Annotated in this window: 11 protein-coding genes; all 11 read right to left on the bottom strand. The window is 40.2% G+C overall.

From position 1 onward, the window contains the following. Positions 1-36: 36 nt before the first annotated feature. Positions 37-3,927: an ATP-dependent RNA helicase HrpA gene (hrpA, locus tag G322_RS0112100; protein WP_425413895.1), complete on the bottom strand. Its 3,891-nt coding sequence runs from the start codon at positions 3,925-3,927 to the stop codon at positions 37-39. Between the two features lie 196 nt (positions 3,928-4,123). After that, positions 4,124-4,348: a zinc ribbon domain-containing protein gene (locus tag G322_RS0112095; RefSeq protein ID WP_022942034.1), complete on the bottom strand. Its 225-nt coding sequence runs from the start codon at positions 4,346-4,348 to the stop codon at positions 4,124-4,126. A 2-nt stretch (positions 4,349-4,350) separates the two neighbouring features. After that, complete coding sequence (gene der / locus G322_RS0112090) at positions 4,351-5,817, bottom strand: ribosome biogenesis GTPase Der (protein WP_022942033.1); 1,467 nt, start codon at positions 5,815-5,817, stop codon at positions 4,351-4,353. Positions 5,818-6,325: 508 nt separating this feature from the next. Further along, positions 6,326-7,525 (bottom strand): outer membrane protein assembly factor BamB, encoded by a 1,200-nt coding sequence (gene bamB / locus G322_RS0112085; RefSeq protein ID WP_022942032.1) that lies wholly within the window; start codon positions 7,523-7,525, stop codon positions 6,326-6,328. Positions 7,526-7,697: 172 nt separating this feature from the next. Then, positions 7,698-8,372, bottom strand: coding sequence for a tetratricopeptide repeat protein (locus tag G322_RS0112080; RefSeq protein WP_022942031.1), 675 nt, complete (start codon positions 8,370-8,372; stop codon positions 7,698-7,700). Between the two features lie 29 nt (positions 8,373-8,401). Further along, entirely contained in the window at positions 8,402-9,673 is a 1,272-nt protein-coding gene (gene hisS, locus G322_RS0112075) for a histidine--tRNA ligase (RefSeq protein WP_022942030.1), read from the bottom strand. A gap of 77 nt (positions 9,674-9,750) precedes the next feature. Continuing rightward, positions 9,751-10,860, bottom strand: coding sequence for a flavodoxin-dependent (E)-4-hydroxy-3-methylbut-2-enyl-diphosphate synthase (ispG, locus tag G322_RS0112070; RefSeq protein WP_022942029.1), 1,110 nt, complete (start codon positions 10,858-10,860; stop codon positions 9,751-9,753). Positions 10,861-10,884: 24 nt separating this feature from the next. Then, positions 10,885-11,952, bottom strand: a complete 1,068-nt coding sequence (locus G322_RS0112065) for a RodZ domain-containing protein (RefSeq protein ID WP_022942028.1) — start codon at positions 11,950-11,952, stop codon at positions 10,885-10,887. Between the two features lie 2 nt (positions 11,953-11,954). Beyond that, complete coding sequence (gene pilW / locus G322_RS0112060; RefSeq protein WP_022942027.1) at positions 11,955-12,737, bottom strand: type IV pilus biogenesis/stability protein PilW; 783 nt, start codon at positions 12,735-12,737, stop codon at positions 11,955-11,957. A 106-nt stretch (positions 12,738-12,843) separates the two neighbouring features. Further along, entirely contained in the window at positions 12,844-13,962 is a 1,119-nt protein-coding gene (gene rlmN, locus G322_RS0112055; RefSeq protein WP_022942026.1) for a dual-specificity RNA methyltransferase RlmN, read from the bottom strand. A gap of 118 nt (positions 13,963-14,080) precedes the next feature. After that, positions 14,081-14,311: a FeoC-like transcriptional regulator gene (locus G322_RS0112050; protein WP_022942025.1), complete on the bottom strand. Its 231-nt coding sequence runs from the start codon at positions 14,309-14,311 to the stop codon at positions 14,081-14,083. Positions 14,312-14,705 lie beyond the last annotated feature (394 nt).

The raw sequence follows: 14,705 nt of genomic DNA, 5'->3' as shown, positions 1-14,705 counted from the left end.
AAAACAATTTAGCGCAAGTTATTGTGTAACGATTCCTTAGCCTTTTAACTCCGTTAATTTTTGCTTCACCCTTTTAGCCGAAATCGGATAAGCAGTACCGAGTTGTTGCGCAAAAAAGGAAACACGCAACTCTTCCATCATCCAATATATTTCAGCAAGGGGCTCACTGTCTTTTTCATTACTGAGCATGGTTTTACACAACGCTAAATAACGTTGCTCCAACTCATGTAACTCAATTGTGTGCAGTCTGTCTTGATTAGGATTAGCAGGCAGTCTCTCAAGACGTTTTTGTAACGCTTGCAAATAACGCTTGAGATCCGGTAGTTTTTTCTCGCCCACCTGGCACGCAAATCCCGGAAAAATCAAACGCTCTAATTGCGACTTAATATCGCCTTGCGCCACCAGCATAGTGAGATCTATTCTTCCTTTTAGTTTTTTACTCACGCCATGCGCAAGGGTTAATACCTGCTCAACTATCTGTGTAATTTTCAGCGTTGTCTCTGCAAGCTCTGCACGCACTTTCTCTTTTTGAATTTCAAAAGTGCTTGCATCTTGAGGTGTTATTTCACTTTGTAAAATCGAATCAACCGCACAGGCGATGCAATCATCAATGAGATCTTTTATCTGACCAAAGGGGTTAAAATAAAGCCCAAGTTTGGCTTTATTTGGCAAACTTTGTTGCAGATACTTAATCGGTGATGGCACATTTAACAACACTAAACGGCGTAACCCAGCTTGATTCGCTTGTTGTGCTTTGGCTTCGCTATCAAATAACTCAATGGCGACACTTTTTCTTTTATCAACTAATGCCGGGTAAGCTTTAACCTCATAACCACCGTGATCCTTTTTAAAGGAGTTTGGCAACTTACCAAAATTCCATGCTAATAAGTCGGTTTTTTCAATGCCCTTTTTCGAGACTTTCGAGAGGGTCTGTTTTACCTCACCTTTTAAGGAATGCTGTAACTGTAATAAGTCTTCCCCCACTGCCACTGTTTTTTGTCGGTCATCAATAATATGAAATTTAATGCGTAAGTGAGTCGGTAAAGCACTAAGATCCCACGATTTATCAGGAATTCTAACCCCAGTCATGCGTAATAGTTGCTTTTCAAATGCGTCAAAAAGAGGCTCTTTTAACGGGGTTAAATTGGCCATGGCAGCCTGTGCATAGTTGGGTGCAGGGACAAAATTTCGGCGAATAGGTTTTGGCAACGTTTTAATCAGTGCAATTAATAATTCTTCGCGTAGCGCGGGAATTTGCCATTCAAAACCCTCTGGTTTTATCTGATTAAGCAGTACCAGCGGAATTTTTACACTAACACCATCTTGCGCTGTACCGGGTTCAAAAGCATAACTGAGCTGCAGTTTAAAATCACCCTGTTGCCAATAATCAGGGTAAGCATTCGCCGTTACATGCGCTGCTCCATGTGCCATCACTTCATCACGTTGGTAGTTTAAAAGCTCAGGTTGCTTTTTCTTCTCACGATCCCACCAGCTATCAAACTGTTTGCCACTACAGACATTCTGAGGGATATGTTGATCGTAAAAAATAAACAGTGTTTCATCATCGACCAAAATATCACGACGACGTGATTTATGCTCAAGCTCCTCGATATCATTAAGCAGTGCTTGATTGTCTTTAAAGAACTGATGACGAGTATTAAACTCCCCCTCTACTAAGGCATGGCGAATGAACAGCTCACGACATAAAATAGGATCTATGTTTGTATAAGTAACTTTACGTTTGGTGACAATCGGCAAACCGTAGAGAATTTGATTTTCAAACGCGCCCACCACCCCTGATTTTTTCTGCCAATGTGGTTCGCTATAACTGCGCTTTATCAGATGTTGTGCTTGTTGCTCTACCCACTCCGGTTTAATCCGTGCGCTGATACGTCCAAACAGTTTTGAGGTTTCAACAAGCTCTGCAAACATGCCCCACTTAGGCTGTTTTTTAAACAGACTAGAGCCGGGAAACATAAAGAATTTACTGTTACGCGCGCCAAGGTAGTGTTGCTCTTTGTCTTTAAAACCGATATGAGAGAGTAACCCTGCTAACAACGCTTGGTGAATATTATCAAAATCAGCCGCTTGTGCGCTCACTTTAATATCTAATTCATCGGTCACCTGTTTAATTTGTGCATAGATATCTTGCCACTCACGCACACGCATGTAAGCGAGAAAATCTTTTTGACACATTTTGCGGAACTGGTTACTCGATAATTCACGGCGTTGCTCTTTGATATAGTTCCACAAATTAACAAAAGCCATATAATCTGAATCTTTATCATGAAAACGGCGATGTTTCTCATCGGATGCTTGTTGCTTTTCCATCGGACGTTCACGCGGATCTTGAATGCTTAAGGCAGCACTGATCACCATCACTTCATGCACACAGCCATACTGTTTAGCCGCTAAAATCATACGTGCTAAGCGTGGGTCGACAGGCAGTTTGGCAAGTTGATGACCCAGTGGTGTTAATTTTTTACGTGGATCTGTTATTTTCAGATCCACCGCGCCTAACTCTTCAAGCAACGATAAACCATCTTTAATGTTTCTATCTTCTGGCGGCTCTACAAAGGGAAACTGGTTTAATTCACCCAGCCCTAATGCAAGCATCTGTAAAATAACTGAGGAAAGGTTAGTACGCAGAATTTCAGGGTCGGTAAACTCAGGACGTGAAAGAAAATCATCTTCAGCATATAGGCGAATACACACACCCGCACTGACACGGCCACAACGTCCCATACGCTGATTGGCACTGGCTTGTGAAATCGGCTCAATTGGCAAACGCTGTACTTTAGTGCGATAACTGTAACGGCTAATACGCACTGTACCCGTATCGATGACATATTTAATGCCGGGAATGGTTAATGATGTTTCTGCCACATTGGTAGCAAGAATAATACGGCGACCGCGATGGCTTTGGAAAATACGATTTTGCTCAGCACCACTTAAACGTGCAAACAGCGGTAAAACTTCGGTATCACGTAGATTACGTCTGTTTAATGCCTCTGCGGTATCACGAATTTCACGTTCACCGTTCATAAAAATAAGAATATCACCACGCCCTAAACGCTGTAGTTCATCAACGGCATTAAAGATACCCTCGATTTGATCGCCTCCTGAATACTCCTCTAAAGGGCGATACAAAGGTTCCACGGGGAAAGTACGTCCTGAAACTTCAATAATCGGGGCGGGGTTGCCGTGCTTATCTGCAAAATGATTCGAGAAACGCTGCGGATCGATGGTTGCAGAGGTGATAATCACTTTTAGGTCGGGACGACGTGGCAACAGACGTTTCAAATAACCCATTAGAAAGTCAATATTAAGGCTACGCTCATGCGCTTCATCGATAATAATGGTGTCGTATTGGGTTAAAAAGCGATCATTTTGAATCTCAGCTAATAAGATACCATCGGTCATCAATTTGATATAAGAACGCTCACTGACTTTATCGGTAAAACGCACTCGATAACCCACCACTTCACCTAACTCTGAATCAAGCTCTTCGGCAATACGATTCGCCACGGTGCTGGCTGCAATGCGTCGTGGCTGCGTATGACCGATTAAACCGCTCACGCCACGACCAATCTCTAAACAAATTTTGGGAATTTGCGTGGTTTTACCTGAGCCCGTTTCACCTGCGATGATGATCACTTGATTGTCTAAAATCGCTTTGGCGATCTGCTCTTTTTTATCACTGACAGGCAGATCGGGGTAATTAATTTCAGGACGATTATCAAATCGGAATTGGCGTTTATCCAGAGAGGTTTGAATATCACAGGCAATTTTGACTAAGCCTAACTGCGCTTTTTCTGAGTCTTTAATTTTGCTGTTATTAGCGAGGCGACGTGAGAACTTAAATTGATCTTTAATTAAGACTTGCGAGAGATGTTTTTTAAGGGAGTGTACAGAGAGCGTCAAAATAGTTACCTAGCCAGAGTCAAAAAAACGATCCTAGCAAGCCCAACAAAAAAGCGCAACGAGTTGCCTCGTTGCGCTTAGAAATCGTTACAAAATAACTTGCGATAAATTGTTTCCAAAAAGCCTTAAATAACTGGCTATTTTAAAAACAAAATAGCAAGTAATTTTGAAGCCGATCCTTAATTAAAATTAATATTGGTTAACCGTTTTGTAGTGTATAAACTGCCGATGATTTACTTTTTAGCTCATTACAGTTATTACACCAAAAACTCACCGCACCACACGCTTTTAGACGCTCAATTTCATCACCACACTCATTACAAGCAACGTGTAGCTTAAAGTCACTGTGACAGTTTTCACAATGGCGTTTTAACTCACCACTACGTACTAACTCATGATCACATTTTGGACATTGTAGTTCCATGTTTATTTCTTTTTATGATGCTTCATCATACGCTTACGCTTATGCATTTGGTTGGGTGTTAGTTTATTGACGCGACGACCCTCAAATGGGTTGTTACCTTCACGGAACTCTATACGAATAGGTGTCCCCATAATCTGTAGTGAACGACGGAAATAGTTCATCAAGTAACGTTTGTATGAATGAGGTAGTTTTTTAACTTGGTTACCGTGAATCACGATTAACGGAGGATTATAACCACCCGCATGTGCGTAACGTAATTTAACACGACGACTTTGCACCATAGGTGGATTATGATCGTCCACCGCCATGCCCATAATACGGGTTAACATTGACGTTGAGATACGTTTAGTTGAAGAATCATACGCCTCTTCAATCGATTCATAAAGATGACCGACACCCGTGCCATGTAATGCAGAGATAAAATGAATTTTAGCAAAATCGATAAAACCAAGACGACGATCAAGCTCTGTTTTAACACGCTCTTTATCGTAATCGGTCATGCCATCCCATTTATTAACCGCGATCACCAATGAGCGACCCGCGTTAAGGGTGTAACCTAACAGACACAAATCTTGCTCAGCAATACCATCACGCGCATCAATGACCAATAAGACCACGTTACAATCTTCAATCGCTTGCAGGGTTTTGATCACCGAGAATTTTTCAACAGTTTCATTGACCTTTTTGCGTTTACGCACCCCCGCTGTATCAATTAATATATATTCTCTGTCATCACGACTCATAGGAATATAGATACTGTCACGTGTTGTGCCCGGTTCATCAAAGACCACCACACGCTCTTCACCTAAAATACGGTTAATCAGCGTAGATTTACCCACATTGGGTTTGCCGATAATGGCCAGTTTAATTGGCAGTGCTGCTAATCGGTCTTGCTCTTTTTTAAGCTTCTCTTCATCGTCTTCAATGTACTCTTCTTCAAACGCAAAGTGCTCATCGTCATCATCTTCAACTTTAGGCTCAAAGAAACCATCGAGGGCGGTATCTATCATCTGACGCACACCTTTACCATGTGCAGCAGCAATATGATAAACCTCACCAAGGCCTAAACCATAAAACTCAGCACAGGCGCTATCGGCATCGATACCATCGGTTTTATTAGCAACAAGGAATACTTTTTTATCCTGTTTACGTAGATGCTCTGCAATCGCATGATCATCAACCATAATGCCAACGCGCGCATCAACCATAAATAGAACCGCATCTGCTTCGTCGATTGCTAACAGTGACTGTCCCGCCATCACGGCATCTAAGCCCTCTTCATTACCAGTGATGCCGCCCGTATCGATAACGATAAATTCATCTTCATCAATTTTTGCTTGACCATATTTACGATCTCGCGTTAAACCGGGAAAATCCGCCACTAACGCATCACGTGTGCGTGTTAAACGATTAAATAGTGTGGATTTACCCACGTTTGGACGACCTACTAAGGCGATCACTGGTAACATAATTTGTATCCTATAAAACTAAATAATACTATTGCTTATCAAACGCATGACATTCTATGCAATTTACCATCACTTGCTTGGACGATCTACTGCTAACAAAAATTGTGTATGCTATAAAAATCAAAACTAAAAAGCCCCTCATCAAAAAAGGCGAGGGGCTATTATACGTAGTAAATGTAATTTTACTATTTCTTATTAATAATGAGATTTTTTGCAACACTTAATACCCACTAAGAATTTAAAGTTAAGCATCAATTTAAAGACAATTTACCAGAATATTCATGGGTGGACACTGTCAATATCATTTCTATTCTATAAAACCAACATGAATAACCACGAAGCCGCTTCACGGCGCAGAGAACACCAAGTAAAACCAAAACCGATTATTATTTTATTCCTTTTCCTTCGTGCCTTCGTGGTTAATTGCTTTTGAATTTGAAGCCAATAAAGCTAAAAAGCCCCTCGTCAATAAAGGCGAGAGGCTTTATAAATAGTAAATGTGATTTTACTATTTCTTATTAATGGAAGGCTTTTCTATTGCAATCAATTTGCCACTGCGAGTTTGTAAATAAAGGTAGCTGGCACTTTCAAAAGGTTGCATATATAACCCATCAGAGTCTAACTCTTGCTGGGCGACAAACTCCCCATTATTACGATCAATCCAATGTAAATAACCTTCACCATCACCAACCACAATGTATTGATTAGCAATCGCAACACCCGTTACATTACGGTAAGCAAGCTGTTTATTTACCCAGATTTCCTCACCGTTATTTCTATCAATCGCAAACAGATAACCACGATAATCGCTGAGATAAAGTGTGCGGCCAGATAAAGCAATATCACTGTAACCTGAGTATTTTTTCTCCCAGAGTTGTTGCCCTTTTAACAGGTCAATTGCCACTAAATTACCATTATAAGCCAAAGCATAGATAATGCCATTACGCACAATAGGCTGCATATCGGCATCAACAATACGATCTAGCTCCGTTGCGCCATAAGGGCGCGCGACTGGCAATTGCCATAACGGTTGGCCCGATTCAAGCAATGCGGCAGAAACAAAACCGTCGGCACGACCGTAAATAATACCACCTTGTGCAATCGTTGGTGTTGCGCTACCACGCAACGTTAATTTAGGTTGTTTGTTGTTCAGCACCCAAACTTGCTCACCCGTACTGCTATCAAGTGCAATCAGAGCACCACGACTAGTATGAACAACCACTAACCCTTTGGAATAAATGGGACTTGCAATCACTTCACCTGAAACTTTCACCAACCAACGCAGTTCACCGTTATTTTTATCAATCGCTAATACTTGCGCATTTTCAGTGCCGATAAACAGGGTATCAAGTGCTAAATGAATGCCACCCGAAAAACGTGCTGAACGATTTAGTTCATTGCTTTGATGGTCACTAAAATCATTTGACCAGAGCAACTTACCCGTTGTAGCGGCAAACGCCTTCACTTCACCCTCTCGTGATGCAACATATACCGCTTCATCATCAGCGGCAGGTTGTAACTGTGAATAGTATTTATCAACACCACTGCCAATGCTTGCTTGCCAAGCGATTTGTGGGGTATAAGTTGCTTCAAAAATAGGAAGCTCAGCCATGGTAACAACATCCTCTTCACTTGAAAAAAGTGAACACCCTGTTAATAACAGGGTGGATGTTGCTAATGTAAGAAGCTGTTTAAGGCTTGTATTCATATTATCTCAACTATTTTTGTAACTGCTCAGATCGTCGCCATTTAAGCTTATTTCATCGTTGAAAAATATTCCTTTAAACGACTAAACTCTGCTTTTTCGCCTTGAACTAAACATTTACGATCTCTTTAATATAAAAACACCTCAATTTTAAGAGGCGCTAAATTATTAACGGTTAATTACCTAACACAGGCTCAGCAGCTTCAGTATCAATCGCTACTGCAAGATCATCAAATTGCAATTGTAAGATAGGGTCAATACGCCCTTTACTTGCATCTATTGCACTTTGAAAAGCAATACGGGCATTATTCACATCACCCTGTTTTAAATAAACAGTGCCTTTAACCTGTTCAGCTTTGGCAATAAAGCCCACTTCAGAGATTAATGCAAGTGTTGATAACGCTTCCGTTAATTGCCCAAGTTCTACCTCAACCCGTGCTAAACGTAAATTAATTAATGGATTAAGTGGCGCGTAGCTATTTTGCCCTTGCAGTTGCACTAACTGTGTTTTTGCCAGTTTAAAATCTTTTTTTACTACCGCTTCTTTTGCCAACAATAGAGACGCTAATATAGCGTAATTACTGCCACTATGTTCTGTCACAAAAGTTTGTATTTTATCAAGATCAGCTTCTGAGCCCTGCGCTTCAAACGTCACTAACATGTTGTTATAAGCTTGCGATGCTTTCTCTTGGCCTTCAATCACAGAGTCATTATAAAAGCGCCATCCCCAAAGACCCGCTAAACCCACAACAGCACCAATGACTAACGTATTGCCGTTATCTTTCCACCACTGTTTAATCGCGTCAACTTGTTGCTCTTCTGTTTCATAACCTTCAATGATATCTACCACAATATATTCCTTAATAATTTTTATATTTTTTAAAAGTAAGTAGGTAATACAGCAATCAGTTCATCCATTGCAACTGTTTGTTGATCAACTTTACCCTGTAAATCTTTTATTGTGACGCAGTTATCTTGTAACTCGCTTTCACCAATAATAAGCGCTAAACGTGCGCCACTTTTGTCTGCACGTTTCATCTGTTTTTTGAAATTACCAGCGCCACAATGATGCATCATTTTAAGTTCTGGTAACTCACTGCGCACAAGTTCAGCCATGTTAAAGCCTGCAATATCTGTATCTTCGCCAACTAATACACTGTAAATATCGACATCACCTTTAACATCCGCATTTAATTCAAGCTCATTAAGCATCAATACAATACGCTCAAGCCCCATTGCAAAACCAACCGCAGGAGTCGCTTTGCCACCGAGTTGCTCAACTAAACCATCATAACGACCACCCGCACAAATGGTTCCTTGTGCGCCAAGGCTTGAGGTTACCCACTCAAAAACAGTACGATTATAATAATCAAGGCCACGCACTAAACGCTCGTTAATCACATATTTAATACCCGCAGCATCAAGGTACTGTTGCAATTTTGCGAAGTGTGCGACTGATTGGTCATCAAGATACTCAGAAAGTTTCGGAGCATCCAGCAAAACAGCTTGGACTTGTGGATTTTTGCTATCTAATACACGCAAGGGATTAGTTTTCATGCGACGTTTACTGTCATCATCTAATTTTTCTTCATGTTTTTCTAAATAATTCACTAACGCTTCTTTATATAAAGCGCGTGCTTCATTTGAACCGAGAGAGTTAAGTTGAAGTTCAACATGTTGGTCAATACCTAATGCTTTCCATAAACGAGCAGAAAGTAAAATAACTTCAGCATCAATATCTGCACTAGCAATGCCAAAGGTCTCAATTGCAAATTGATTAAACTGACGATAGCGCCCTTTTTGTGGACGTTCATGGCGGAACATCGGCCCCATATACCACATGCGACGCTCTTGATTATAAAGTAAACCATGCTCATTACCCGCACGCACACAAGAAGCAGTACCTTCTGGGCGAAGTGTTAAACTGTCACCGTTGTCATCAAAGGTATACATCTCTTTTTCTACGATATCAGTCACTTCACCAATAGAGCGTTTAAACAGCGCAGTGCTTTCAACGATAGGCATACGAATTTCAGAGTAACCGTAACTGCTTACCGTTTTTCTTAATAGGGTTTCTAATTTTTGCCAAACAGGGGTTTGATCAGGAAGGGTATCGTTCATACCTCGAATAGCTTGGATCTTTTTTGCCACGATAATTTCTCAATGCTGATTAATAAAATTTGATGGGTATTATACTCAAAAAGCCCATAACGGGCTAGCTTGAAATTTTAGACTTTTAAGATTAGATTTTTTGGATCCGTGCGGCTAATACGTGCGCGAATTTTAGCTTCTAACTGGTCAATTACGTTATCATTATCAAAACGCTCTTTTTGGCGTTTGCCATCTTCATAAAAGCCACTTTTGGTTTTACCCCCCGTGATACCAATGTCAGAGATCAATGCTTCACCCGGACCATTAACCACACAACCAATAATCGACACATCAATCGGCATAATAACGTCCTCTAAACGTTCCTCTAATGCATTCACCGTTGCAATCACATCAAACTCTTGACGTGAACAGGTTGGACAAGCGATAAAGTTAATGCCACGGCTACGAATACGCAGTGATTTTAAAATATCAAAGCCCACTTTTATCTCTTCTACCGGATCAGCAGCTAATGAAACGCGTAACGTATCACCAATACCTTGTGAGAGTAACAACCCCATGCCTACCGCAGATTTCACACTGCCACTGCGCAGACCACCCGCTTCGGTAATACCAAGATGCAAGGGCTGAATAATCTGTTTTGCAAGCAGTTGATAAGACTCTACCGCAAGCAGTGCATCGGACGCTTTTACGCTCACCTTAAATTGGTCAAAATTAAGTCGGTCTAAAATATCCACATGACGTAGCGCGGAATCGACTAACGCTTGCGCAGTAGGCTCTCCATATTTTTCTTGAATATCAGCTTCAAGAGAACCACCATTCACGCCAATACGAATTGGAATATTATGATAACGCGCGCAATCAACCACACTGCGGATACGTTGCTCATTACCGATATTACCCGGATTTATACGTAAACAATCAACGCCATATTCTGCTACTTTAAGCGCGATACGGTAATCAAAATGAATATCTGCAATCAGTGGAATATTACTTTGTCGTTTTATCTCTTTAAACGCTTCAGCCGCATTCATGGTTGGGACAGAAACGCGTACCATATCTGCACCGACCGCTTCTAAACGTTTAATTTGCGCAACCGTTGCAACCACATCAGTAGTCAAGGTATTGGTCATTGATTGTACTGTGATGGGGGCATCACCACCAACAGGCACATTGCCAACCATGATCTGTTTAGAAACACGACGGATAATAGAAGAGGTGTGACTCATATTAATTTTTTCTCTTAATAAATTTTACGACAGGGGAATGGTAAAGTTAACACTACGACCCGGGGCGAAGTCACCCTCGATGATCTCATCATTGTATTGTATCTCGACAACACTGGGATCGCCTAATTTAAGTTGAAAAGGAGACAAGCCAGAAAGCATCAATACACGGCCCTTCTTATACAAGCCAAAAGCAATCCGTTTACCGCTTGCATCAAAAACTTCTGTCCAACATTCCGCAGTAAAAGCAAGTGTTAAGCTTTCAGGGCTAATGGGTAAATCAAGAGCCTCTTCAACAACTTCTGGCTCAGTCACTTCAGTGGTTGCTGCAAAAGCATCAAAACTTACTGCCACAACCGCCTCATTTTCAAGTACAATTTTCTCAATACTTTCAGTCTTCATCACAGCTTCTTCAATAACGGGCGTTTCTCGCTCAATAATCTCTTTTTCTAAAACATTATCTTGCTCGATAGTCACATTTTTGGCTTGAGGCAAGGTTACAATCGTTTGTTTCTTTGGCTCTGTATTAATAAGCTCAATCTGTTGCTGATTTTTCAGTGCTTGAATGACGACATCATCAGTGATACTAGAAGAGGGTGTTATATTTAACAGCTGTTTTTCACTTTCCCCCTCTTTACTAACAACTTCAGAAACCGATTCAAAAATAGAGGTAAAATTGGCCAGTAATTGTTTTTGAAACAGATAAAAGAGAGAGACAAGAACAATAATAACCAACAAAATAAGTGGCAATCGTTTAGTGCGTTTTTTAGTTTCAGGAATAAGACCGAGAGAGTGTAAGTTTTTTTTCTCCTTACGGCTACTTTCAAGCTGTTGATACTCAACAAACAGCTCCAACGTATTCAGCCCCACTAACTTTGCATAATTAACCAAATAACCCCGTAGATAAATAACAGGATATTTTTTTGTTTTCAGGACATTTTGTAGATTGTCTTCAAGATCACACACAGTCGTTACACTTAAATTTAACTGATCTGCCACTTCATCAATGGATAATGAAATAACTAAACGTGCATCCTTTAATGCTTGCCCGAGAGGTACTATAATTTCAGGCGACTCGTGGCTCTCTGTTTTCATCGTTAATAATACTCATGATTTAAATAATCTAACGCACGCTGAGAATCGGGAAATTGCTCTAATAACTGTCCCGCGTATTTACTCAAGCTTGCCCCTTTTTCAGTGGCATAACTGAGGCGGATCCACTGCCATAAACTCTCAGCATTTATTTTACTGCTCTTCTGGTAATTAAATAGATTTAAACGTGCTGTTTTGTACTCTTTTTTATCAATATTAAGTTTTGCGAGGGAAAGATTAAGGTAAAGTTTATTAGGGTTGTGAGAAAGTGCATATTGGTAATAATAGAGCGCTTTATCCGTCGCTTGCGCCTTTTCTGCACATAAACCTGCATTTTCATACGTATTCGCCACCGCAGTATAACGAGGTAGTTTCACTGCGATTAAAAAAGCCTGCTCAGCTTCTTTATAACGCGCTAATTTACACAGAAAAGTACCATAATTATTATGAGTATCTGCATTTTTTGAATCGATGCGTAATGATTTTTTATAATATTCTTCAGCAATTTCATTTTCATTAACACGTTGATAATAATAGGCAAAAATACGATAGATATCTGCATCGTCAGGCTGATATTCTAATGCTTTATCTAAATTTCCTTTTGCTTGCTGCATATTATTTTGATTAAGATAAAGTAGCGCTAATTTTACCCGAGTTTTAGCAGCGCCTTCAGGGTCAAACTGTGTCACATGGCCTGCACCACTATTTTTGGTGACGACCGAGGTTTCACTTGAAACACAAGCAGTTAAAAAAAGAAGGGATGAAATAACAATAACAATGAAGCGCATATTTTCCTTAAAAACATGAAGAGTTAAACAAGCATTGTGACCGAAGTTGTTTCACTTTTCATGTTATTTCGGGTGGTTATCCTACTTCGATCATCTTGTAATGGATTTAAGCTTCTGAAATGCTAATACTTTCACCTTTTTGACGTTTTTTAATTACACGTTTGGTTCTATCAATCACATCACCCACTAATTGCCCACAGGCAGCGTCAATATCATCGCCACGTGTTTTACGTACAATTACCGTATAACCATATTCCATCAATACTTTATTGAAGCGGTCAACACGGCTATTACTGGGTTTCTCATAATCATTACCCGGGAATGGATTAAATGGAATCAAATTAATTTTACACGGCGTATCTTTTAGCAGGATGGCCAGTTCATGAGCCTGATCGGTTGAATCATTAAAGTGATCCAATAATAGGTACTCAATCGTGACCTTGCCACGGTTGGCTTTTGATTTTTCAATATAACGTTTAACACCAGCAAGAAAATCGGCAATGTTATATTTATCGTTAATTGGCATCATCTGTGAACGTAGTTCATCGTTGGCAGCATGCAATGAAATAGCCAATGCTACATCGATACGATCGCCTAAAATATCTAACGCGGGTACGACACCCGAGGTAGAAATGGTCACTCGACGTTTTGAAAGCGCATAACCAAAATCATCTAACATCAATTCCATCGCAGGAATAACATTATTAAGGTTAAGTAAAGGCTCACCCATGCCCATCATCACCACATTGGTAATAGGACGTTTACCGCTTTCTCCCATCACACCCACAATTTTAGCGGCCCGCCAAACTTGACCAATGATTTCTGACACGGTTAAATTGCGGTTAAACCCTTGTTGCGCTGTTGAACAGAAGTTACACGCTAATGCACAGCCAACTTGTGAAGAAACACATAACGTAGCACGCTCTTTTTCAGGGATATAAACGGTTTCAATCTCTTGATTACCGACACGCATTACCCACTTGATAGTACCATCACTACTGCGTTGCTCCACCGTGACTTCTGGCGCTACAATCTCGGCACGTTGTTTTAATTTTTCACGTAGCTTTTTATTGATGTTGTCCATTTTATCGAAGTCATCACAACCAAAATGATACATCCACTTCATCACCTGCTCAGCACGGAACGGTTTTTCGCCCATCTCGACAAAAAACTCACGCAAACCTTCACGGTTTAAATCTAATAGGTTTACTTTCTTCTGGCTCATGTACAACCTCAATAACAGGGGATAATAAAAGGGGGATTGTACAAAGGTTAAACTAAGATAGCTAGTTAAAGAAAAAGACAAAAAAAACGGCTCCGAGGGAGCGGAGCCGTTGGCTAATTTAAAGCATTGTCACCATGGGTATTTTAATTTTATCAGACCAGCTGTAAAATACCTGCAAAGGCAATTTATCACCACGCTGATGCACACTTTTATGCAATTTACCACACTGTAACAGTATCGACATCATTGGTGATAACCCCTCTTCGGTTAAACGAAAGTGTTGTAATAACACACTCTCTTCAATACGCCCTTGGCTTTTTACATAGTCAGTGATCGCTTGTAAAATCATTAATTTCCCCCTTATGAATCGTTACACAATAACTTGCGCTAAATTGTTTTCAAAAAGCCTGAAGGAATCGTTATAAAATAACTTGCTCTAAATTGTTTCTAAAAAACCTTAAATGATTGGTTATTTTGAAAACAAAAGAGCAATTAATTTTAAAGCCGATTCTAAATGACTGGTTATTTTGAAAACAAAAGCGCAAGTAATTTTGAAGCCGATCCTTAACTATTGCTCAGCGCTAAAACATTACCTTTACGTTTTAACAATAACAAAGTGGATAAAATAATAACCAGCGCCACTAACAAGTAGATTGAGCTGGTCATCGGTTTAACACTAAAAGTCGCAATTTGATAATAACCCACAGAGATAATGTAAGCGCAGAGAGTTGTCCAAACGGCAA

The organism is Psychromonas hadalis ATCC BAA-638 (genome assembly GCF_000420245.1).
Classification (GTDB): Bacteria; Pseudomonadota; Gammaproteobacteria; order Enterobacterales; family Psychromonadaceae; genus Psychromonas; species Psychromonas hadalis.
This window is presented reverse-complemented; position numbering and strand designations above follow the sequence as displayed.